This window comes from Mesorhizobium sp. B2-5-13, from assembly GCF_006440535.1.
Lineage (GTDB): Bacteria > Pseudomonadota > Alphaproteobacteria > Rhizobiales > Rhizobiaceae > Mesorhizobium > Mesorhizobium salmacidum.
The window spans coordinates 301,326-322,969 of the sequence record NZ_VFUI01000005.1; the positions used below are offsets into that span (position 1 = coordinate 301,326).

Here is a 21,644-nt window from a genome sequence, read left to right on the forward strand (position 1 = left end):
CTCACTTCCCGCTTTTAGGCCATGAGCAAAGACTCGCAGGCATGAATAATATGCGCGTAAAGGAGGGCTGACGCTTTCTCGGCGTCGCCTGAGCGGCAGACCTCAAGACTCTCGCGATGCTCAAGATCAGCGCTTTCGTCCCTTCGCATGGCATCAGACCGCGCCAACCTCGGCCTTCGAGCCGTCCAACAGTCGCGAGAGACGAAACGGTCTGGGATCGACAATCGGGACATCGTTGGCAACGAGATTGGCGGCGAGTTTGCCGGCCGCGGGACCGATTCCGAAGCCATGGCCGCTGAAACCCGCGGCCAGGAAGAAGCCCTTCAGAGCCTCGACCGGTGAGATGACCGGAACGGCATCGGGTGTGCAATCGACGAAACCGCCCCAGCTCTCGGCGACGTCCACGCCGGCCAGCACAGGATAAAGGCCCCTGGCTCGTGTGAGGATCTTGGCGACGGTACGGGGGTTCGGCACCGGATCTAGAACGCGTGCGCGCTCGAACGGCGTCTCCGCGTCGAGGCGCCAGTTTCCGATCGCCTCCGGTCCCGAAAAGAACGAGCGGCCGATGCCGATCTCGATCGATTTCAGGCGCTGCTTGAACATCGGCAGAAAAGACCGCGCGTGGCGCAGCCCTTGCGGCGTGATCTCAAGCGTCGCCTTTCCGCTGATCGCCATCGTGTAGCTTCCGTCGAGCCGACGGGTGAGCGCGCAGTCCGGTGTATAGACCGCCTCGGGCAACTTCGGTGCCGGCTTGGTCCGCAGGATGGTTTGCCGCACGCTGGCCTGCGGGAAGGAGATCCCATGGCGGCGGCAGAAGGCGGAAGCCCACGCCCCGCCGGCACAGAGCACTGCATCGGCCTTGATCAACCCGCGTTCCGTCACCACGCCGGTGACCCGGCCTTTGCTGATGTCGAGTCCCCGAGCAGCGCAATTCTGGATGATCTTCGCGCCGGCGCCACGCGCCGCCTCGGCGAGGATCGGAGCGGCAAGCGACGGCTCCGCCTTTCCGTCGTCGATCGAATGAACGCCGCCCAGCCAGTTGCGGCCGGTTCCGGCCGTCGCAGCGGTCGCTTCAGCGCCTGACAGCATTCGTGTATTCACCTCGAACTGGCGCGCGGCCGTCGTGCGCCAGTGGTCCCATTCTGCCAACTGACGAGGATCGTTCGTCACATAGACGAGGCCGCATCGCCGGAAGCCGAGATCGCGGCCTGTCTCTTGCCTCAGTTCGTCCCATAACTGCATGGATATGCCCGCCAGCGGCAGTTCGCGCTCGTCGCGGTTCTGTTGGCGGCACCAACCCCAGTTGCGGGACGATTGCTCTGCGCCAACATGCCCCTTCTCGATCAGGGCGACGGAGATGCCGCGCTTGGCGAGAAAGTAGGCTGCGGCCGAACCGACAATGCCGCCGCCAATCACGACGGCATCCACCGCGACCGGAAGAACGTCATCGCTGGGAATGCGCAGGACTGTAGGCGACATTATGGGTGAAACCTTTCTCGCCGCCGGAGCGTTCGGCCCGTCCAAACAGGGATATCGACCGTCATCGGCGCCTTCCGGATAGGCGACCCTTCCCCGCCATGCGCTCTAGGTGGCGAACCGCCATCGAAAGGGGATAGGTCATGATGAGATACATTGCGCCGACGATGAGGTAGAGCTGCATTGGCATATAGTATTCGCTGGTGAGATCATGCGCCCGCAACATCAACTCGGGTGCTGAGATGAGAGAAGCGACAGACGTGTCTTTCATCAGCGATATGGCGGAATTGCCCATCGGCGGCAGAATGATCCGCAGGGACTGCGGCAAGATGATGTAGCGCATCGTCTCCGCGCGGGTCATTCCGATCGCCTGCGCGGCTTCATGCTGTCCGCGATGAATGGCCTCGATACCCGCGCGATAGGTCTCCGCCATGTAGGCCGCATAGTGTAGGCCTAGGGCTATCACGGCGGCTTCAAACGCGGGAAGGACAATGCCGACCAGTGCAAGGCTGAAATACACCAGGAAGAGCTGCGTGAGGGTCGGCGTGCCACGGATGAACTCGATATAGACCAGGGCAGGCAGCGAGATGACGCGGCGCTGCGACAGCCTCGCCAAGGCAAGGAGCAGGCCAGCGACGGCGCCGATAATGTAGGCCACCGCGGTCATCTTGAGCGTGTAGCCTGCTGCCGCCAGGAGCTGGGGCGTCCAGTCGGCAGCAATAGCCTGAAGCTCGGCGAGACTCATTGCGCGCTTCCCTGGCGCATCCTGCGCTCAAGCATTCGGGTAACGAAGGACAGCGGCAAACTCATGCACAGATAGATCGTCGCTACCAACAGGTACACCTCCGTCGCGAAGAAGGTTTCGGACACTAGCTTGCCGGCGTTGAACATCATCTCCGGCGCCGCTACCGCAGACGCAAGTGACGTGTCCTTGAGCAGACCTATGGCAAAATTGGCGAGCGGCGGCAGAACCACGCGGATGGCTTGCGGCAGGATTATGTAGCGGAACGCCGTCATTCGCGTCATGCCGATTGAGAGAGCGGCCTCGCTCTGGCCAGCGTGAACCGACTCGATGCCGGCGCGGAATACTTCCGAAAGATAGGCGCCGCCATTGATGCTGAAACCGACGATTGCAGCGGAGATCGGGTCAAGCCTAATGCCGACCCTCGCCAATCCGAAGAAGATGATGAACAGCAATGTCAGCAATGGCAGGCCGCGGAATATCTCGACGTAGAGATGGGCAACGGCACGCAGCAGCTTCATCTGCGAGGTCGAGAACGCACCGAACAAAACACCCAGGGCGATCGATCCGACAAACCCGCCGACCGTGACAATGACGGTCATTACCGCCCCGGTCAGCAAAGCACCGAGGAAATGAGGAAGATGCGCGATGGCCGCGGCCCAGTCCGTCTCCGTCATTGGTAAGCCTGTCGGCCAAGGACGGCACGCAGGAAAGTCTGCGTTCGCTGCTGAGCCGGCGAGCGGAACAACTGCTCGGGCTTGCCTTGCTCAACTACCACTCCATGATCCATGAAGATCACGCGGTCCGAAATCTCTTCCGCGAACTTCATCTCGTGGGTGACGATGATCATCGTCATGCCCTCCCCGGCGAGTTGCCGCATGACGGCAAGGACCTCGCCGATTAACTCGGGATCAAGCGCCGACGTCGCTTCATCGAACAGCATGACTTTCGGGCGCATCGCCAATGCGCGCGCAATCGCGACGCGCTGCTGCTGGCCGCCCGACAGCATTTCGGGATAGGCGTCTCGCTTGGCCGTCAGTCCGACCTTATCCAACAGCGTCATCGCCCCGGCTTCGGCCTCGGTCGCCGGCATCTTGAGCACCTTGCGCGGCCCGATCGTAATGTTCTGCAGCGCGGTCAGGTGTGGGAACAGGTTGAAACGTTGAAAGACCATGCCCGTGCCAACCCGAAGGCGTGCAAGCTCGCGGTCGTCCATTGCGACGTGGCGGCCACCCACAAGCTTTTCACCGATGAGGTTGCCGTCAATGTAAACGTGGCCTCCGCTTGGCTTCTCGATCCAGTTGATGCAGCGGAGCAGGGTCGTCTTGCCGGAGCCGCTTGGGCCGATAATGGAGATCTTCTCGCCGCGCATGACGTCGAGATTGATATCCTTCAGAACCTCAAGGGCGCCATAGCACTTGCGGAGTCCTTCGATCCTGACGATAGCCTGATCCCAAGCAGTCCCTCCCGTTGCGCCTTCGATTGCCGCGGTTACCTGAACTGCGTCATGCATGGGCGTAATTTCCTCTCGTCCGGCATGTCATCGACCGCAGCGAAGGCATTGACGGACAGCCCCGATGCGCAACGGCCAGCGGACCCATCGGCCCACCAGCCGCGAGCGCGCGCAAATTCATCCGAACAGCGACGAGAAATCCTTCGGCGTGTGCGCGGCCGCTCCGAGAATCTTGCCGCTTTCATCCCGGTCGACGCCAATACGCGGATTTGCCTGCGGCGCCACAAGGTAATCGGGACTCGTCATGCCGTTCTTCGTCAGGATCGTGCCGTTGGTCTTGGAAGACCACAGCCACTTCACGCCGGCATTGAATGCATCGAAGAGATCAGGGTTGTCGAGACTCATGCCCATCACAGCAATACCCTTGTCCGTTAGGAGCGGATAGCCTTCCGTCGAGCGGAGCGGCACTTGCTTCAGCTTCAGGTCGCCATTCTTTAGCACCATGTAGTCGACTTCCGGACCGTCGAGGAAGGCAAAGTCGAGGCGCCCAGCCTGCACGTCGCGGATCGCCGCGTCGTCCGTATCGTAGAGCTTCACTTCTTTGGTGTCGGGGATCTTCTTGAGATCGGGGACGAAATTGTACCCGACACTGGTGCCCAGGCTGTAGCCCTTGAAGTCCGCGATACCGATCGAGTCCTTGAAGGGCATATCCGCGCGCATCGTGGCGAGGTTGCCGGCGTAGTAGATGGCGTCTGTCAACAGCATGGCGTCCGCCCGCTTCGGCGTCCATGACATGTTGCCGACCATGATGTCGGCACGGCCGGACTTGATCGCCTCGATCGTCGCGGACCACTGCATGATCGCCGGCTTTACGGCGAGGCCAAGCTTGTTGGCGATTGCGGCGATCATCTCGGCGTCGCTGCCCATCAACTTGCCGCCTTCATACCCGGTCATCGGCATCGCGCCGCTCATGGCGATGGTGATGAAGCCGTCTTCAGCCGTCTTGAACTTGGGCGCCGCCGCCAAAGCACTTCGGCTGAGCAGCGGCGCGGCCATCAAGCCGGCGCCGATGACAATTGTGTGTCGGAGAAAATCACGGCGAGAAACTTGAGTACCGGTCCCATTCGCGGGCATTTTAGCCTCCTTGGTTCACCATAATGCTGACAGGTTCATTTTGTTGCATAGAGTGAACGTTGATGCAACGCCTCCGTATCACTGCATTGATGGGGTCCGCAGCAAAGCCTTAGAGATGCGCATCCAGGATGCTCATGATCCACATCACCTGCGCGGGCTCTTCATAAGGATTGTCGATCTTGTGGGAAATATCGGCGGGAAACTGAAAACTGTCGCCCTCCTCCAGATCGCCTGAGCGGTCGCCAACCTGTAGGCGTGCGCGCCCGGACAGCATGTAACCACCTTTCTGCCCCGGACTTTGCAGCACATCCTCGCTTTCGCTGCCTGAGGGCAGCGTCACAATCATGAAGCGCAGGTTCTGGTCGTTCCGTGGCGAAAGCAGCTCTTTGACAAGCTTGGTCTTGCCGACAACCAACGTTTGGCGCTGAGATTTGCGGCATATGAAGTCAGGAATCTCCCGTTCGGCGCCACTTACGGTCACAGCCCTGCCCGGTCGTTCGAGAAACTCCCACAGATTCATCCCGAGGGCTGCCCGCAGCAGCTGTAGCGTGCGGATCGAAGGGTTTGATCGTCCACGCTCGATCTGACTGATGATGCCGGATGACAGCCCGGCGCGCTGAGCGAGTTCGGCAATCGTCAGATCGCGCGCCGTCCTGAGGCTGCGCACCCGTTCGCCAAGAGAGACGGCGCTGGTAGAAACAGCTTCGGCAATGGATTCAGATCGGGGCGTCATGGCCGCGATCTGCTCCGCATCCGTCTTCGTGGCCTTCATTGTACCGAACCTTCTTATGCAATCCCGAGTTCGCCGGACGCAGGTGCGCCGCTCCCCAGGCTATCCGACGGCGCAGGCCAGGATAGTGACGTCATTCACTTTAGTGAATATCGTAAGCAGCCCGGAACGGCAAGCGACGCCGATTCTCGATAACGGAGTGCAAGGTGCATACTCGCCATGATAAGCTGATCTCGTCCCCGAGCTGACGCGGCACGACCTGCACAGCCATCCGGAATTGGGCCGGTGTGCGAATTCCTAACCACACAGCGCGTCGCAGAAGCACTGCAGGCCGCCGGCCTCGAGCGATCACCGGGATCGGCGATACCGGGCGTCTTCATCGATGCTGTCGCGCAGCGGGCTCGGCTCACCGGTCACACAGTACACCTCGCATTTTTGCTTGAGATGGCTGCCCATCGCACACTCGTCGGTCAGCATCGACTTGCTGTTGACGAGCGTGGTCACGCCGCGAAGCACTTGCCCTGCGTCTGCGTTCGGCAGGACCGGCGTTGCCTCTGTTCGGTTCCGAAATGTCCGCTTCCCGATGAAACAGAAGGTTAGGTTAACGTCCGATATTAGGCGCAAAGCGGCATTCCGTAGACGGCAAATGCGATTGCACTAGTGGCCGGACCCGCTCCTTGAATCAACTTTGGCGAACCGCTTCATAAGCCACTGATAAATAACGATTATGTTAGTCGCCGAGGGTGTGAATTTCAATGGCTTACCGGATGGCTAGCCAACCCGTATCCTTCGTATGATCTCGTATGGTCTGGCGAACCTTCGGACCAGGAGAAGGGCTAGTGTTCAATGCAAGGCGTGTCTCTACCTTATCCTACAAAAGAGTCGATAAAGGGCGCACGAGAACAAACGTGGCAACGGGGTAGACGAGGAAGAACAGCAACGCCCCATAGGCGACCGAGAGCGCGGCCTGGTGCGCCGACACGATGCTGTTATCGTCGGCACGGGGACGAAGGCCAGCGAGGCGGCATTGTTGGGAATGTCGGGCCAAGAAGCAAGGGCGGTCATGGCTCCCCGAAAGTCGCCCGGAGCTCCTCGATTTGGTCAGTATTTAGGGGCTGAGTCTTTGATCCCCGCAAAAGCAGAAAAAGCCTAGCTGTCTCCTCAAGTTCCTCGATCGCATAGACTGCCGCTTCAAGACTTTTACCGGAGACGAGCGGACCATGGTTCGCAAGAAGAACGGCCGGGCCGCGCACAGCCGCTGCGCGAATGTCAGGGGCTAATGCTGGGTCACCAGGTCGGCGATACCTGAGCAATGGCAGCTTGCCGATTTTCATAACAAAGTACGGTGTAAGCGGCGGTAAGCAGTCATCTTCCGGCAGACCGCACATGCACGACACTGCCGCGGAGTGTGTCGCATGAAGGTGAACGATCGCCACACACTGCGGCCGCGCGCCGTACATGGCCAGATGGAGCACGGTCTCTTTGGAAGGAGCGTCGCCCTCCACCAGCTTACCTGCGAAGTCGACGACACTGAGCCGTGCCGGGTCCAAAGCTCCCAGAGAAGCATTGGTAGGCGTTACGACGTAGCCGCCCTCGACGCGAACGCTGAGGTTGCCACTGCTGCCCGCAGTCAGGCCGCGTGTGAACAGGCTCTGGGCATGGCTCATGATGCCGTCGCGGGCGTTAGTGAGAGCCCGTTCGCGAGATGGCACAACACTGCTCATAACAGCTTCTTCCAAGCTGATAAGAAGAAATCAACCGGCCCGAAATTTCCGGACTTAAGCGCCAGCGCCACTTTTGAACCGTCAACGTCTGCGATCGTCCAGGGCACCCCAGGGGCAATCGTTGCGCCGATCGCCAAGGCGTCGATCCCCAGCGCCCCTACAACGGCGCCAGACGTTTCGCCACCTGCGACGATTAGCCGGCGCACACCACGCTCCACAAGCTCCTTCGCGATGCGCGCCAACGTCGACTCGACTAGCTGCCCTGAGGCGGCAACTCCCAATTCCTGTTGGACCTGGCGAACCTTGTCCGGCGTCGCAGTCGCATAGACCAGTATCGGCGCATCACCCAGCTGTGGCGCGGCCCAGTCCAGGAAATCGTAGACGACGGCATCAGAGTCCTTCGCCAAGGCCAGCGGGTCGATCCGATACGTCGGCAGGCCATTTGCTTGCATGAGAGCCACTTGCCGATTTGTCGCCAGCGAGCAGCTGCCGGATATAACCGCAGCTGGTCCGTTAATTGCAGCCTTCATCGCGCCTGAACCCTTGGACGACGACAGGTTGCGAGCGATACCGAGCCCAAGACCGGAACCGCCGCTGACGAGTTTCAACCCAGCGCAGGCGGCTCCAATTTCAACCAAGTCGGCGTCGACAATCGCATCGGTGACGGCGTACCGAACGCCGATGTCGGCCATGGCGTCGAGGCGAGCGCGAATGGCCCCTCTCCCCTGCCGCACCGTTCCGTGCTCGACGAGGTCAACTCTCGCAGGCGTTTGCGCCGCCAGGAGCCGTATCAGGCTACTATCGGTCATAGGCGTGAGTGGGTGATCGCGCATCCCCGACTCGTCAAGGGGCTGATCGCCGACGAACAGATGACCCTTGTAAACTGTCCGGCCGTTTGCGGGCAGAGCCGGGCTGACCACGGTAATCGACGCGCCGATTTCCGTGGCCAGCACGTCCGCGACCGGGCCGATATTGCCGTCCGGCGTAGAGTCGAAGGTCGAGCAGTATTTGAAGAATATCTGCTCTGCACCTGCTTCGCGCAGCCAATCCAGGGCGTGCCGAGAGAGGGCGACCGCTTCGGCGACCGGCGTGGTGCGCGACTTCAGGGCGACAACAACTGCATCATAGCCTCGCGCGGCGTCCAGGTGCGCCTTGGTGGGCACGCCGATGAACTGGATGGTCTTCATCCCTTCCTCGACGAGCATGCTCGCCAAGTCAGTCGCACCGGTGAAATCGTCTGCTATACAGCCGAGAAGCATGAAATTTCCCAGATATCAGAAGTGAAGTCTGTTCAGTTTAAGGTGCCGCCGAGCTCGTCCTCGATATGAACGTGGATGATCTCGTCCATCGAGGTTTCGGCGGCGAAACCCAGATCCTTCGCGCGGGTTGCAGTGAAACCCCGAGGCCATGACGACACGATCTCGAAGACGGCGGGGTCCGGCTCTTCTCGGATCAGGTCCACCGCGCCGTCCCCCGCGACGCGGCGCAACGCGTCGATCTGGTCGCCCACTGTCGCCGATACGCCGGGGAGATTTATGCTTCGACGTGCTCCGAGCGTCTTGAGGTCGATCGCTGCGGCATGGACCAAGGCGGTGATAGCGGAACGCGGGCTTGCGAACCAGTGCCGTAACGTTCTCGGCACAGGCAGCACTGAAGGCTGGCCAGCCAACGGCTCGCGGATGATTCCCGAGTAGAAGCCTGATGCCGCCTTGTTCGGCTTGCCGGGCCGGACGCAAATGGTCGGGAGACGAAGCGCGATACCGTCGAAGAAGCCGCGCCGGGAATAATCCGCCAAAAGCAGCTCACAGATCGCCTTCTGTGTCCCGTAGCTGGAAAGCGGCGCAAGGACAAAGTCATCCGGAATCTCGTCAGGCAACGGTTGGCCAAAGACGGCGAGCGAAGATGTGAAGACGACCCGGGGTCGGTATGCACGCTTCTCGCCTTCGAGTCGGATCGCTTCGAAAAGTAACCGGGTGCCATCAAGGTTGATGCGATAGCCCTTCTCGAAATTTGCTTCCGCATCGCTAGAGACGATCGCTGCCAGATGGAAGATTACATCCGGGCGTGACGCAGCCAAGCTTGCGGCCGCGCCAGCCTGCGAAAGATCCGAAGTGATGCAATCTACCGCTGCGCCGGTGAGTTCCACGCTCACCGGCGGCACCACGTCAACCAACGAAAGCTGGGTGATTGCGGCTCCGCCCACCGCTCCTTCTTGAACCAACCGATCGCTCAACTTGCGACCGATCATGCCGGCCGCCCCGATGATCATTGCATGCATGGCATCATCCCGTATGTTTAGCGCCCGGACCAGGTCGGACGGCGCTTTTCAGCGAATGCCGTCATACCTTCGACCCGGTCTTCCGACTGAAAGACCCTAAGCAAGCCATCGCGTTCCCAGCGAATGCCGTCGGCCAATCCCCCTTCATCAACACGTCGGATCAGCGACTTGGTCACGGCGATCGAGAGCGGCGCGTTGGCAGCGATCGCACTCGCAAGTTCGATCGCCGTCTGCACGACGAGGTCGTCCCCGACTACGTCACAGACCAATCCTGCTTGTTTGGCCTCTTGGGCTGAAAGCGGGGCGCCGGTCAGCAGCATCTTGGTGGCGATCTGCCGGCCCACGAGGCGAGGTAATCGCTGCGTACCCCCGTCACCAGCCATACCCCCGATCTTGACCTCCGGTTGGCCGAACTGCGCACTGGTTCCTGCGACCACAAGGTCACAGATCATCGCGAGTTCATTGCCAGCGCCGTAGGCAAAACCACGGACCGCCGCGATCAAGGGCTTCGGAAATGTCTCGATCGCCCGCCAAGCCACCAACCTCTCTTCATCGAGAATGGCAGCAATGCCTCTTTCGTTCACTTCAAGGATGTCGGCTCCGGCCGAGAATGCACGCTCATCGCCGGTGATAATCACCGCGCGTGTGGCGCTGGAGGACGCGGCCTTCGCAAGCGCCTGGGAGATATCAAGCACGAGTTGCTTCGTGAGCGCGTTACGGCGCTGCGGCCGGTTGAGCCGCAGGAGCAATACCCCATCGGTTCGTGTCTCTTCGAGCAGATGCTGGTCCATGTCAGAGCCTGTACAGGTGGAGGCCGCCGTCGACCCAGACCGCGTCGCCAGTTGAAAACTTGAATGCGCCGGACGCGAGGCTCGCCACCGCTTCCCCTACATCCTCCGGCTCGCCCCATCTGCGCATGGGAACCAAGCCCTCCTCGATCACGCGATCATATTTCTCTCGTGATGGTTGGGTCATTTCCGTCATCGTGATCCCCGGCCTTACCTCGTAAGCATGGATCTTTTCCTCCGCGAGGCGCGCCGCGAACAGGCGGGTCGCCATGGAGAGGCCAGTCTTGGTGATACAGTAGTCGGGCCGGTTGACGCCGAGGATCTCGACGTTGACCGACGTGATGTTCACGATGGAGCAAAAGTGTGTATCAGCGGCCTTGCGCCGGATCAGCCGCTTACTGAACGCCTGACTGAGCAGAAAAGGTGCCCGAAGGTTGATGCGCAGCGCACGGTCGAGACTTTCGACGGGGAGGTCGAGCATGTCTCCCCGCACCGTGGAAGATACTCCCGCATTGTTCACTAGGGTCGTGAGTGTCCCCAGTTCACCGGCCGCGTTCAGGATGGCCTCGTGGCGCGCTTCGTCGCCAACGTCGGCGGCCATGAACGCGGCCGGGACGCCGCTTTCCTTGAGTAGTGACACCGTCTCTTCGGCGGACGCGTCATTCTCAAGATCGACCACGAGTACGCCCTGTCCGCGCCGCGCGAGACACTGAGCGATCGCACGGCCGATCCCGCGCCGGCCGCCCGTTACAATTGCGATTCCTGGCATGTCGGCATCCTTCACGATTTTACGGAGCCGGACGTCAGGCCCTGCACAAAGTAGCGGCCAAGCACCAGGTAGATCAGGATCGTGGGCAGAGCCGCGACGATTGCACCCGCCATGACGACGTTCCAGTCGACCGAATAGTTACCGGACAGGTTCGACAGGGCGACGGTCACGGGTTGGGCCGCTGGGTTCGGTACCAGGATTACGCCAAACAGGAAGTCATTCCAGATGTTCGTGAATTGGAAGATGCCGGCCACCACGAAGCCAGGTGCCGAAAGTGGCACGATGATCTTGAAATAGGTCTTCAAGATACCGGCGCCGTCGACCTTTGCAGCCTCGATAAGGGCTTTTGGGATAGTCCTGTAGTAGTTTCCGAACACGAGGATATTGACGGATTGCCCGTAAATGACGTGCACGATGATCAGTCCTGTCAAGGTCCCGTAAAGGCCGAGCTTCTGCGCCAAGAAAGTCAGCGGGATGATGATGCTTTGGTAGGGGATAAACATACCAAAGATGATGAGCACCGAGATCCAGCGCGAGAACCTCACGCCCCACAGGGTCAGGATGTAAGCGGTAAGCGAGCCAATCAGGCAGGAGACGATCGTCGCGGTCCCGGTCATGATCAAGCTATTTTGGAACGACGGCCCGAGCTTCTCCCATGCCTCTGCAAATCCCCCGAGGCCTATGGTGCGGGGCAGCGACCACATGTCGGACACGGACACATCCCGGGCAGATTTAAGGCCGTTCACGAACAACATGTAGACCGGCATTAGAAAGAACGCCGAGAGCGCAATGAGGAGGGCATACGTGAGTCCACGGCGAACTACCTGCGCAATGTTGCCGTCTTGCCCTGTCTGAAGTGCGTGCGCTGACATCACTTGTCGTCCGGCATTGTGCGGATCAGGTACGGGACAACAATCACCGCCACCATTGCGAGCATGACCACCGAGCCAGCGGCTCCGACCCCATATCTCAAGGAACGGAAAGTGGTTTCGAAAACAAAGATGCCTGGCACGTCCGTCGCAAAGCCCGGTCCAGGACCGGACATGACATACACCAGATCGAAGATTTTGAGGGAGACGTGGCCGAGGATCACCAGATTGATCACGGTGAATGGCGCAAGCATGGGCCAGGTTATCTTCCGGAAGTAGGTCCATCCGCTAGCATTGTCGATCGCCGCAGCCTCCTTGATATGCGAAGGGATGGTCGCAAGCCCCGCAAGAAATGTCGCCATGGCAAAGCCAGCGAGTTGCCATGATGCGGCGATCGCGACTGCGATCAAGGCTACGGGGACGCCGAGCTTAAGCTGGATGGTCTCAAGAAAAGGAAAGATGCCGCCCAGTGTGTCGTTCAGGGGGGCAAGGACAGTGGGGTCGGTCAGCCAGCCAGGCTTGAAGGGACCCATGCCCGCCGCAGCCAGCACCGAGTTGATGCCCGTCAGGTTGATCAGGACGTTCACGCCTGTCTCCGGATTGAAGATCCAGCGCCACGCCACCCCCGTGACAATGAACGAGATGGCATACGGGAACAGGAAGACCGAGCGGAAGAAACCTTTGCCGGGCAAGTTGCGGTTGATGAGGAGCGCCAAGATGAGCCCCAGGCCGACAGAGCCCGTTAGGAACAGCACCGTGAAAATGACGGTGTTGCGCAGATCAATCTGAAAACGCGGATTGGCGAAAAGCGCATGATAGTTCTTGAACAACGGCGTGCTGAAGCCGCCCCCCAAATTCACCACGGACCAGTCAGACAGTGAGATCAGGACGGTCAGGATGATAAAGAGATAAACGAAGACCAGCGTCGTCACGATGACCGGAGCGATCAGCAGTGCGGTCTGCAGCTTCTCGCCAACGGCGGTCCACCGGTGCGCGGGTCTTCCCGGCGCAACCTGGAATTCGGGCGTGAAAGTATCAAACGTGCTCATATTTAGGGTTCCGCACTGTGCGCGTCGTTGCTGCTGGAATGCGGGGGCCGAGTCCCGGGTGGAGACAGGGACGCGGCCCAGCGACGTTACGTCTTGGGAATGGCGTCGAACGCTGCCTGCATATTGTCAGCGAAGGCATCGATGTTCTTGTCCACCACGAAGGTAGTCAAAGCATCAAAGGAGCTCTGGTTGAACGATGGCGGCACCTGCTCGCCGTTGACGCTCGAGCCCGTGAACTTATTCTTCGCGAACTTCTCGAACGACCACTGGAGATAGGGGGGTAGGGTGGATTTGTCGACGTCAAGGCGCGTGGCCACAGAGCCCTTCTTCAGGCTGAAGGCCAGCTGAACCTTTGGGTCACCCATGACCTTCAGCCAATTGCGGGCCGACTCCGGATTTGGCGCGTCCTTGGCAATCGGGAAACCGTCGGTCACGATGATGAAGATGTCTTCCGTGCCGGGATGGCTGACCCAGCCGAAGTCCACACCGTCCTTGGCGCCAGCCTTGGCGAACTCGCCGTATGACCAGTCGCCCATCATGGTGAAGGCGGAACTGCCTTCGATCACCTTCTTGACGGCCTGGTCCCAGCTCAGTGCGGAGTGGTCCGGGTTCTGGTAATCGAGCATGCGAAGGTGGATCTTGTAGGCTTCCTTCATCTGTGGCGAGTTGAAGGCCAGCTTGCCATCCCAAAGCTGCACGGTCTGCTCATAGCCGAGCACGCCGTTGAATGTGTTCTCGAGCATCCGCATGTTGGCCCAGATGCCGTTGTCGCCGACCGCGAGGGCATTCACGCCGGCCGCCCTCAGTTTCTCGGCCGCGGCAAAGAACTGGTCGAAAGATAGGGAGTCGCCGATCTCGATGCCGTTCTTGGCCAGCAAAGGCTTGTTGAACCACACTTCGTTACAGCGATGAGCGCCGACCATCACGGCATAGTATTTTCCATTTTTCCGGACGAGGTCGAGGACGCCTGGCGACATGGTCTTTTCCCATCCCTCGGACTTATAAAGGTCCGTGACGTCGTCGATGTAGCCGGGATCGGCATAGGAGTTGAAGAAGGCTGTGCCGCTGTTGCCCTGCCAAGTGTCGGGTGGGGTACCGCCAGCCAAGCGCGCCTGGAGCACCGGGAGTGCATTTGTGCCGCCGCCGCCGGCCACGGCAGCGTTCGTGATTTCCGTGGAAGGATAGTGCTCCTTGAAGCCGTCGATCAGGGTCTGGAGAGCCGCTGACTCGCCACCCGACGTCCACCAAGAGAAAATTTCGAGCTTGTCGGCGGCCATCGCAGACCGCCCGGCAAGTCCTGAGAATGCAGCAGTGGCTGCTAGTGCGGCGCTTGTCTTCAATAACGAACGTCTGTTGACATTCCAGTGCATGTTCACTCCTCCTTCTTTGGCGCCGCAGCGCTCTTCATGTTGACTGTTAGTTAGCCTTGGGGACCCACCGATCGGTCAGCGGGCCGAACTGCAGTTGGACCGTTTTGAGTTCGGTGAACTCTTCGACCGCGAAGCGACCCTTCTCGTGACCCACGCCGCTCTGACGGTGGCCCACCAGGGGCAGCTCAGGTGCACCGGCGATGTACGTGTTGACCTCGACGGTCCCCGATCGCAGTCCCCGCGCGCATTTGAAAGCCGTGTCGAGGTTCGAGGTCCACACGCCGGACGCAAGGCCGTAGATCGTGCTGTTTGCGATCTCGAGCGCCTCGTCGACGGTGTCGAACGGGATGATGGAAAGGACCGGCCCGAAGATCTCTTCCTGCGCAATGCGCATATCTGGGGTGACATCAGTAAAGATCGTGGGCTCGACGAAATAGCCATCTACGCCGCCGTAATGCAGGATCTGAGTCCCACCCAACATCAAGGTCGCGTTCTCTTCCTTGCCGATCGCGATGTAGCTGCCGATGGTTTCGTATTGCTGCTTGGAAATAACCGGGCCGACCTTAACGGCCGGGTCCAGCGGATCGCCAATGCGAACGGATTTGATCTGGGCCGCTACAGCTTGGCTGAACTGCTTTGCTACGGAGCGCTGCACGAGCAGCCGAGTGCCGCTCACACAGCACTGCCCCGCGTTGTGCAAGATGCCGAAAGCGACCTTGTCGGCGGCCGCGTCGAGATCAGCATCGGCAAAGACGATATGTGCGGCCTTGCCGCCGAGCTCGAGGGAGACGCGCTTTAGCGTGTCCGCTGCGGCCTTGCTGATTGTCTTCCCGACCTCGGTAGAACCGGTGAACGAGACCATCGCAACGTCGGGATGCGAGCACAGCTGCATGCCAATCGTCGAGCCGGCGCCGGCGAGGATGTTGACGACCCCGGCTGGCAGGCCGGCTTTTTGAAGAAGCTCACCCAACAGGAGGGCCGTGCCCGATGTCAGTTCGCTCGGCTTGACCACAGCGGTGCATCCGAGAGCCAGCGCGAAAGGCAGCTTCTGGCTTAGGATAAGAAGCGGGAAGTTCCACGGAGTGATCATGGCCACGACGCCGATCGGCTGGCGCAAAACCAACCCCATCGTGTCCTTTCCGAGGGTGTCGTAAGCGTCGCCATAGGCATGGCGCGCCAAGGTCGCAGCATACTCCCAAAGATCGACCGAGACATCGATCTCGCCTTCGATCGCGGAGACGGGTTTGCCGCCCTCCAAAGCCTCGATCTGAGCGAGCTCAGCTTTATGCTCGCGGATCAGTTCTGCGACCTTGAGGATCAATCGCGCGCGTGCGGCGCCAGGCATAGTCGCCCAGTCGGTCGTCTCGAAGGCCGTTTTGGCCGCCGCTACGGCACGATCGGTGTCAGCAGGGGTTGCTCTGGGATACCGGCTGACCAAACGACGATGCGCCGGACTGGTCCGGTCGATCGGCTCGCGGTCGGATACGGGTATCAGCGATCCGTCTATCAGCAGGCTGAAATCGCGGGGCGAGTCGGGAAGAGCGTATAGCGTGGAAGGATGTGCATTCATGGACCAGGATCACCCGTTTCGTTCGCGCATCTGTAATCGATTACAGAAGATTGTCAACGAGAATCTTGATTGTCTAATGCAAGCCAACTCCCGTCGGTGGAATTTGATCGGATGGCGACGTCGCACAGTGCCACGCCGCGTACACCCTCTTCCAAGCCTGGAGCCGGAAAGAGCGGGACTGAGCCAGGTGCCTCGATGGCATCCGCGAAGTCGCTGTAGAGGATTGCGAGGGCTTCATGGTAGCCTTCAGGATTGCCTGCGGGGAGTGTCGTCTGCGTCGCCCCGGCTGTAGTCATGATCCGCTGCCCCCTGTGAAGTGTCCGATCGGCTTGAGCGAGTTCACCGAGACGAAGCGTCTCTGGTGCTTCCTGGTGCCACTCGACCGAACCTGTCGACCCTACAACCTTGATACGGAGACCGTTGCGATGCCCGGGCGCAGCCTGAGTCGCCCAAAGGAGCCCAGAAAAGCCAGCGTCGAAACGCAGCTGCACGATATCGTTATCGTCGAGCGAACGACCTTCGACGATCGTCGTTAGATTGGCCGACAGCTGGTTGACCTTCGCGCTGCAGACAAATTCCGCCAGGTTGAAGGCGTGTGTGCCGACATCGCCGAGCGTGCCTGTCGGTCCAGCTTTCTGTGGATCCGTACGCCAGCCGCCGGCCTTCGCGCCGAGATTCTCGGGTTTGTCGGCGAGCCACTCCTGCAGATACTCGACATAAACGAATTTCACGCGTCCAATCGCGCCCTCTGCGACCAACTGGCGAGCCTCACGCACCATTGGATAGCCGCAATAGGTGTACGTCATCCCGAAAAACACACCGCTCTTCGCGGCCAGCCGCTGCAATTCGCGTGCTTCCTCCAAGGAGTTAACCAACGGCTTATCGCAGATCACGCCGAGGCCGTTCTCCATCAGCGTCTTGCAGGCATCAAAATGCAGATGGTTAGGCGTGACAACGCACGCCGCCCGGATGCCGTCGCTGCGCGCCGCTTCTGCCCGGGCGAGATCGGCAACTGTCTCATAGTTGCGATCGGCAGCCACGCCGAGCGCGGTGCCCGCTTCGAGCGACCTAGAACGCTCAGACGAGAACACGCCGGCGACAAGCTCCCAGCGGCCGCTGAGGCGAAGCGCGGCACGGTGATAGGGTGCAAAAAACGATCCCCGGCCGCCGCCGACCATTCCGATCGGCAAGCGCGGTCCCAGGTCTAGATCCGAGGCAAGTTTGTAGACCATCTGTAATGCTCCTGATTAACTCGGTTTCGGGCGGGAGGTGGACCCGCGCATGATGAGTTCCGGGGGCGGCACTTCGCCCAGCTGCCCGCCCTTGCCGCGCAGCACGTCGATGAAAAAACGGCCTGCCATTTCACCGACCAGTTCGTCAGGAACCTTCATGGTGGTGATGCCCGGCTGCAGAAGTCGCGCCAAATCGATATCGTCGAATCCGGTGATCGAGACATCACCCGGGATATCGATGCCCATCTCGCGCGCCTTGAGCATGCATCCAATGGCCAGATAATCGTTGCCGCAAATGATGGCCGTGGGCGGATCATCGGTGCGCATAATCTTCTCGAAGGCTTTCATGCCGTCCTCGAATTTCCATTCGCCCTCGATAAAATGGCGTGGGCGGATGGCGATGCCTCGCTCAGCAAGCGTCGTGCGAACACCCTCCTGACGGGCGCGCGCTCGATCGTTGAACGAGGTATCCTGGGCTATCAGACCGAAGGCGCTGTGGCCGAGCGACAGCAGGTGCTCGGTAATGGTCACAAAGGCCTGGTAGTTGTTGTAGCCGATGACATTGCGGCCAGGAGCGCTGCCCGGCGCTACATACAACAGCACGAATGGGATGCCTTTCTCCTCGAGCAGTTTCATCAGCTCATCAGGATGATCGGCGCCGACAAGTACGAGTGCCTCCACGCCCTTGTCGACCATGGCGCGTGCCTGCTGTGTCGCGACCTCGCGGTTGTAGTAGGTGACGCCCACCAGCAGCTCATATTTCTCGACCGCCATGGTCGTCTGGAGAGACTGGACGATCCGGGCGAAATTCTGGTGGTCGAGGGTGGGCATAATTGCCCCTACTGTGTGTGTGCGGCTCGTCCTGAGCGATTTGGCTGTCGCGTTCGGCACCCATTTGAGCTTCTGAATCGCGCTGAGCACCCGCTCCTTAATCTCGTCGGTCACGATCTCAGGCGTGTTCATGACGCGTGAAACTGTAGCCGTGCTTACCCGCGCCGCCTTGGCGACGTCGGCCAAACGAGGTTGCTGTTGCCCCCCGTTGTTCCTTGGCGCTCTCTTGCGCACCATTTTCCCTGCGACACTCCCGACCACATCGACCTCATCAGGTTTCGAACGATCGCCCACTCAAAGGCAACAGCGCCCGAAAGGTCAAATTTTTCGCATCTTCTCCGCCTCATCAAGACACTCTCGCGCCCGTTCGAGGCATCGCGAGGCAATAGCTGAGGGCCCCATGGTCCATAGGTCATTTTTGGAAAATATCTCGATTTCCATCCAGCCGGAGTAGCCCGCATCCATTACCGCGGCCGTGATCCCCGGGATGTCAGCAACTCCGTCGCCCATCACCGCTCGGTCGGCGACGGGATCGACGGCGTCCAGTTTCCAGTCACAGAGATGATGGCCGAATATGCGCGTGCCTGCACGGCCAATGGCTTGATAGACACCGGGATCCCACCACAGGTGGAAAATGTCTGTGACGACGCCGACGTGGTCGCCATGATCCTCACAGAGGTCCAGAGCCAGGTCGAGTGTATTCACGACGCCGCGCAGCGCCGACAGAGCTGGGTGGAATGGCTCGATTGCAAGACGGACGCCATGATCCCGCGCGAATGGCGCGACGCGGGCTATTCCATCCTTCACCTGGTCCCGCGCCACCCGAATATCCTTCAGATCGGGCTGCAGACCGCCGGGAACTATGACCAGAGTGTCGGCGTGCAATTCCGCCGTCGCCTCGATCTGGCGCAGCGTTTGGTCGATCGCGGCGTTGCGCTGTTCCTTTGTCGAACCTGTCAAGAAGCCTCCGCGGTTCACGCCGCTGATCGCGAGCCCGTGGTGCCGGATGAGCTCACCCGCTGCAGCAGGCGACAGGCCATCAAGCCGTTCGGTCCATACACCGACGCCACGTGCACCCGTCTCAGCCACGGTCTCTAAAAACGTTCGGAACGACGCATTCGGTCCGAATGTCGCATGGCTGAAAGAAACACGTTCGAGAAATGACAATGTATGGCCTCTAGACAAGTGTTTTGTAATCGATTACAAGCCGCGCCTTAGGTAGTCAAGCGCAATTGGGTTGCGGAGGAGAAGGCCGATGCAGGGCGTGGAACTCGTCGGAATAAACAAATCGTACGGCGCCGTTCAAGTCGTGAAGGATATCGACCTCTCTCTTGGGCACGACGAATTCGTGGTGTTGGTCGGGCCGTCTGGGTGCGGCAAGACGACTACCCTTCGCATGGTCGCCGGCCTCGAGACCATCACATCCGGCAAGCTGTCTATTAGGGGACAGCATGCAAACCACCTCAGTCCCGCACAGCGGGACATCGCCATGGTGTTCCAGAACTACGCCCTGTATCCGAACATGAACGTTTACGACAACATGGCCTTCGGACTGCGAAACCGCGGCATGCCGAAGGCGCAGGTGGATAGCGAGATCAAACGCGCCGCCGATGTTTTGGCTCTCGGGAAATTGCTGGACCGCAAACCCCGCCAGTTATCAGGCGGACAGCAACAGCGCGTTGCGCTCGGCCGCTGCCTTGTCCGGAATCCGAAACTCTTTTTGTTCGACGAACCGCTTTCAAATTTGGACGCGAAGCTGCGTTTGGAAATGAGGCAGGAGCTGAAAAGGCTTAAAAGCCGCATCACCGCCACATCTATCTACGTCACCCATGACCAGATCGAGGCCATGACGCTCGGCGATCGCGTCGTTGTGATGGCCAACGGCGAGGTCCAGCAGGCCGGAACACCCGAAGACATTTACCATCGCCCGAGGAACATTTTTGTCGCTACCTTTATCGGTTCGCCACCTATGAACATCATCGAGGTCGGCATCACCTCCATCGGGGACCGCTCGTTCTTCACGGCCGGTGACCTTAAGATGCCTGTGCCGGATCGTTTGAAAGCGGCAGTCCTGGCACTACGTGCCAACGCGCTGCTCGGCCTGCGTCCTGAACACATCGTCATCGATGGGGCCGGCTCAAGCAGTTTCGCATCCGGCCACGTAGATATCACCGAGCTTCTCGGCTCGGAACAACTCGTTCAGGTGCGCCTCGGCGAGAAGCAAATGACAGTGACCCGTGTCGACCCATTCCGGCGCCTGTCACCAGGTCAAGCCGTCAACCTGTCGATCGCTACTGAAGAGATCCACGTGTTTGACCCCGCGACCCAACAGAACATCGCCGACCGTCAGGATCGACGCGCCGCGACCCCTGTCATCGCGGCCTAGAACTACCGTTTACCGCACAAGGAAATGCACAATGCTTCTGCAAGGAATGAAAATCGTCAGTTTCTGCCACTTTCTGCAGGGGCCTGCTGCGACCCAGTACCTGGCGGACATGGGGGCCGACGTCATCAAGATCGAACCTGCTAAGGGCCCATTCGAGAGAAGCTGGTCCGGCGCCAAGGTGTTCGTCGGCGGCGTGAGCGGGTTCTTCCTGGCGGCCAACCGCAACAAGCGAAGCTTTTCCGTTGACCTGAAGTCGGCCGAGGGCAAGGAGCTGGTTCTCAAGCTCATCGATCAGGCGGACGCCGTGGTAGAGAACTTCCGCACCGGCGTCATGGACAAACTCGGCCTTTCCTACGAGGACCTGAAGAAGCGCAAGCCAGATATCATCTTCGCAAGCGGCACGGGCTGGGGCCTGAATGGACCCATGGTCGGCCGAACGGCGCAAGACCTGATCATCCAGGCCCGTTCAGGTTTCATTTCCGCCACTGGCCCACACGATCGTCCGACGGCGGCAGGGTGCGCTATCGTCGATCAGCACGGGGGCGCTTTGCTCGCCATGGGCGTTCTGGCCGCCTACATCAAGAAGCTGAAGACGGGCAAGGGCACCCACGTTCAAGGCAGTCTCTTGAATTCCGGCCTGGACCTCCAAACCGAGCCACTCACGAACTACATGTCCAGCCGGCCCGGAACAGAGGCATTCGACCGCCAGGAAAATCTGATCACCTGGTTCCACGAAGCTCCGACCGGCGTTTATCGTATCGCCGACGCCCAGGTCGTGATCCCGACCAATGACATTTCTAACGTCGCCGAGGCGCTAGACAGCGATGCCCTGCGGGCGCTGCAACACCTAGATCGCTACGACGACCGTGACGCGCTGGCGGCGGCGGTTGCCGAAGCCGTTCGCAGCTGGACGTATGACGATCTGTCAAAAGCCTTCGATGCGCGCGGCGTATGGTACGGGATCGTCCAGGACTATGAGGCTGTTGCCGCCGATCCGCAGATCGCCGCTAACAACGTCTTCCGCGAGGTCGAGGTCAACGGGAAAACGGCAACGCTCGTCAACCATCCCCTACGCTACGATGGCCAGGTGCCGGAACTTCATACGCTCTCGACCGAAGTCGGCTCACATACCTCCGAAATCCTGCATGAAATGGGTTTGTCGGACGCCGATGTAGAACGCCTTTTTGCCAAGAAGATTGTCTCGGGTCCGGCCGAAATTGTCGGCGCCCTCACGGAATAGGAG

The 21,644-nt window shown here is 60.2% G+C and carries 21 protein-coding genes; 2 read left to right on the forward strand and 19 right to left on the reverse strand.

Annotated features, from left to right (window positions below; genetic code table 11):
- Positions 1-153 precede the first annotated feature (153 nt).
- From FJ434_RS11880 to FJ434_RS11965, 19 genes are all read right to left on the reverse strand, one after another.
- Entirely contained in the window at positions 154-1,479 is a 1,326-nt protein-coding gene (locus FJ434_RS11880) for an FAD-binding oxidoreductase (RefSeq protein ID WP_140747068.1), read from the reverse strand.
- 61 nt (positions 1,480-1,540) lie between these two features.
- Positions 1,541-2,221 carry an amino acid ABC transporter permease gene (locus FJ434_RS11885; RefSeq protein ID WP_140747071.1) on the reverse strand — a complete coding sequence of 227 codons (681 nt, stop codon included), beginning with the start codon at positions 2,219-2,221 and terminating at the stop codon, positions 1,541-1,543.
- The gene (locus FJ434_RS11890) at positions 2,218-2,895 is read right to left on the reverse strand and encodes an amino acid ABC transporter permease (RefSeq protein WP_140747074.1); all 678 of its coding nucleotides are present in this window, start codon (positions 2,893-2,895) and stop codon (positions 2,218-2,220) included. Before FJ434_RS11890 ends, FJ434_RS11885 begins: the two co-directional genes overlap by 4 nt.
- Positions 2,892-3,662, reverse strand: coding sequence for an amino acid ABC transporter ATP-binding protein (locus FJ434_RS11895; protein WP_140747214.1), 771 nt, complete (start codon positions 3,660-3,662; stop codon positions 2,892-2,894). Before FJ434_RS11895 ends, FJ434_RS11890 begins: the two co-directional genes overlap by 4 nt.
- Before the next feature lie 186 nt (positions 3,663-3,848).
- Positions 3,849-4,727 (reverse strand): ABC transporter substrate-binding protein, encoded by an 879-nt coding sequence (locus FJ434_RS11900; RefSeq protein ID WP_181165894.1) that lies wholly within the window; start codon positions 4,725-4,727, stop codon positions 3,849-3,851.
- A 187-nt stretch (positions 4,728-4,914) separates the two neighbouring features.
- Positions 4,915-5,577, reverse strand: coding sequence for an XRE family transcriptional regulator (locus tag FJ434_RS11905; RefSeq protein WP_140747080.1), 663 nt, complete (start codon positions 5,575-5,577; stop codon positions 4,915-4,917).
- A gap of 306 nt (positions 5,578-5,883) precedes the next feature.
- On the reverse strand, positions 5,884-6,039 hold the full coding sequence (locus FJ434_RS29770) for a hypothetical protein (RefSeq protein WP_181165895.1): 156 nt from the start codon (positions 6,037-6,039) through the stop codon (positions 5,884-5,886).
- A gap of 557 nt (positions 6,040-6,596) precedes the next feature.
- Positions 6,597-7,259 carry a 3-oxo-tetronate 4-phosphate decarboxylase gene (otnC, locus tag FJ434_RS11910; RefSeq protein WP_140747083.1) on the reverse strand — a complete coding sequence of 221 codons (663 nt, stop codon included), beginning with the start codon at positions 7,257-7,259 and terminating at the stop codon, positions 6,597-6,599.
- Complete coding sequence (gene otnK / locus FJ434_RS11915; protein WP_140747086.1) at positions 7,256-8,518, reverse strand: 3-oxo-tetronate kinase; 1,263 nt, start codon at positions 8,516-8,518, stop codon at positions 7,256-7,258. The genes otnC and otnK overlap by 4 nt, the downstream gene beginning before the upstream one ends.
- A 32-nt stretch (positions 8,519-8,550) precedes the next feature.
- Positions 8,551-9,537: a D-erythronate dehydrogenase gene (denD, locus tag FJ434_RS11920; RefSeq protein WP_140747089.1), complete on the reverse strand. Its 987-nt coding sequence runs from the start codon at positions 9,535-9,537 to the stop codon at positions 8,551-8,553.
- Positions 9,538-9,554: 17 nt separating this feature from the next.
- Positions 9,555-10,328: an enoyl-CoA hydratase-related protein gene (locus tag FJ434_RS11925; RefSeq protein ID WP_140747092.1), complete on the reverse strand. Its 774-nt coding sequence runs from the start codon at positions 10,326-10,328 to the stop codon at positions 9,555-9,557.
- Position 10,329: 1 nt separating this feature from the next.
- On the reverse strand, positions 10,330-11,094 hold the full coding sequence (locus FJ434_RS11930; RefSeq protein WP_140747095.1) for a 3-ketoacyl-ACP reductase: 765 nt from the start codon (positions 11,092-11,094) through the stop codon (positions 10,330-10,332).
- 11 nt (positions 11,095-11,105) lie between these two features.
- A complete protein-coding gene (locus tag FJ434_RS11935; protein ID WP_140747098.1) occupies positions 11,106-11,966 on the reverse strand; it encodes a carbohydrate ABC transporter permease in 861 nt (286 codons plus the stop codon).
- Positions 11,966-13,012, reverse strand: coding sequence for a sugar ABC transporter permease (locus FJ434_RS11940; RefSeq protein WP_140747101.1), 1,047 nt, complete (start codon positions 13,010-13,012; stop codon positions 11,966-11,968). Before FJ434_RS11940 ends, FJ434_RS11935 begins: the two co-directional genes overlap by 1 nt.
- A gap of 86 nt (positions 13,013-13,098) precedes the next feature.
- Positions 13,099-14,382: an ABC transporter substrate-binding protein gene (locus FJ434_RS11945; protein ID WP_140747104.1), complete on the reverse strand. Its 1,284-nt coding sequence runs from the start codon at positions 14,380-14,382 to the stop codon at positions 13,099-13,101.
- A 46-nt stretch (positions 14,383-14,428) separates the two neighbouring features.
- Positions 14,429-15,952, reverse strand: coding sequence for an aldehyde dehydrogenase family protein (locus FJ434_RS11950; RefSeq protein ID WP_140747107.1), 1,524 nt, complete (start codon positions 15,950-15,952; stop codon positions 14,429-14,431).
- A 53-nt stretch (positions 15,953-16,005) separates the two neighbouring features.
- Complete coding sequence (locus tag FJ434_RS11955; RefSeq protein ID WP_140747110.1) at positions 16,006-17,184, reverse strand: Gfo/Idh/MocA family oxidoreductase; 1,179 nt, start codon at positions 17,182-17,184, stop codon at positions 16,006-16,008.
- Between the two features lie 15 nt (positions 17,185-17,199).
- Positions 17,200-18,201: a LacI family DNA-binding transcriptional regulator gene (locus FJ434_RS11960; RefSeq protein WP_181165896.1), complete on the reverse strand. Its 1,002-nt coding sequence runs from the start codon at positions 18,199-18,201 to the stop codon at positions 17,200-17,202.
- Positions 18,202-18,333: 132 nt separating this feature from the next.
- Positions 18,334-19,182 (reverse strand): sugar phosphate isomerase/epimerase family protein, encoded by an 849-nt coding sequence (locus tag FJ434_RS11965; protein WP_181165897.1) that lies wholly within the window; start codon positions 19,180-19,182, stop codon positions 18,334-18,336.
- A gap of 88 nt (positions 19,183-19,270) precedes the next feature.
- Between FJ434_RS11965 and ugpC the strand changes: the two genes are divergently transcribed.
- Positions 19,271-20,401, forward strand: coding sequence for a sn-glycerol-3-phosphate ABC transporter ATP-binding protein UgpC (gene ugpC, locus FJ434_RS11970; RefSeq protein ID WP_140747119.1), 1,131 nt, complete (start codon positions 19,271-19,273; stop codon positions 20,399-20,401).
- A gap of 31 nt (positions 20,402-20,432) precedes the next feature.
- Positions 20,433-21,641: a CaiB/BaiF CoA-transferase family protein gene (locus FJ434_RS11975; RefSeq protein ID WP_140747122.1), complete on the forward strand. Its 1,209-nt coding sequence runs from the start codon at positions 20,433-20,435 to the stop codon at positions 21,639-21,641.
- Positions 21,642-21,644 lie beyond the last annotated feature (3 nt).

Coding starts and splice junctions, on each gene's coding strand:
- FJ434_RS11880 (WP_140747068.1), bottom strand. CDS start 1,479: ATGTCGCCTACAGTCCTGCGCATTCCCAGCGATGACGTTCTTCCGGTC.
- FJ434_RS11885 (WP_140747071.1), bottom strand. CDS start 2,221: ATGAGTCTCGCCGAGCTTCAGGCTATTGCTGCCGACTGGACGCCCCAG.
- FJ434_RS11890 (WP_140747074.1), bottom strand. CDS start 2,895: ATGACGGAGACGGACTGGGCCGCGGCCATCGCGCATCTTCCTCATTTC.
- FJ434_RS11900 (WP_181165894.1), bottom strand. CDS start 4,727: ATGGCCGCGCCGCTGCTCAGCCGAAGTGCTTTGGCGGCGGCGCCCAAG.
- FJ434_RS11905 (WP_140747080.1), bottom strand. CDS start 5,577: ATGAAGGCCACGAAGACGGATGCGGAGCAGATCGCGGCCATGACGCCC.
- otnC (WP_140747083.1), bottom strand. CDS start 7,259: ATGAGCAGTGTTGTGCCATCTCGCGAACGGGCTCTCACTAACGCCCGC.
- otnK (WP_140747086.1), bottom strand. CDS start 8,518: ATGCTTCTCGGCTGTATAGCAGACGATTTCACCGGTGCGACTGACTTG.
- denD (WP_140747089.1), bottom strand. CDS start 9,537: ATGCATGCAATGATCATCGGGGCGGCCGGCATGATCGGTCGCAAGTTG.
- FJ434_RS11925 (WP_140747092.1), bottom strand. CDS start 10,328: ATGGACCAGCATCTGCTCGAAGAGACACGAACCGATGGGGTATTGCTC.
- FJ434_RS11930 (WP_140747095.1), bottom strand. CDS start 11,094: ATGCCAGGAATCGCAATTGTAACGGGCGGCCGGCGCGGGATCGGCCGT.
- FJ434_RS11935 (WP_140747098.1), bottom strand. CDS start 11,966: ATGTCAGCGCACGCACTTCAGACAGGGCAAGACGGCAACATTGCGCAG.
- FJ434_RS11940 (WP_140747101.1), bottom strand. CDS start 13,012: ATGAGCACGTTTGATACTTTCACGCCCGAATTCCAGGTTGCGCCGGGA.
- FJ434_RS11945 (WP_140747104.1), bottom strand. CDS start 14,382: ATGCACTGGAATGTCAACAGACGTTCGTTATTGAAGACAAGCGCCGCA.
- FJ434_RS11950 (WP_140747107.1), bottom strand. CDS start 15,952: ATGAATGCACATCCTTCCACGCTATACGCTCTTCCCGACTCGCCCCGC.
- FJ434_RS11955 (WP_140747110.1), bottom strand. CDS start 17,184: ATGGTCTACAAACTTGCCTCGGATCTAGACCTGGGACCGCGCTTGCCG.
- ugpC (WP_140747119.1), top strand. CDS start 19,271: ATGCAGGGCGTGGAACTCGTCGGAATAAACAAATCGTACGGCGCCGTT.
- FJ434_RS11975 (WP_140747122.1), top strand. CDS start 20,433: ATGCTTCTGCAAGGAATGAAAATCGTCAGTTTCTGCCACTTTCTGCAG.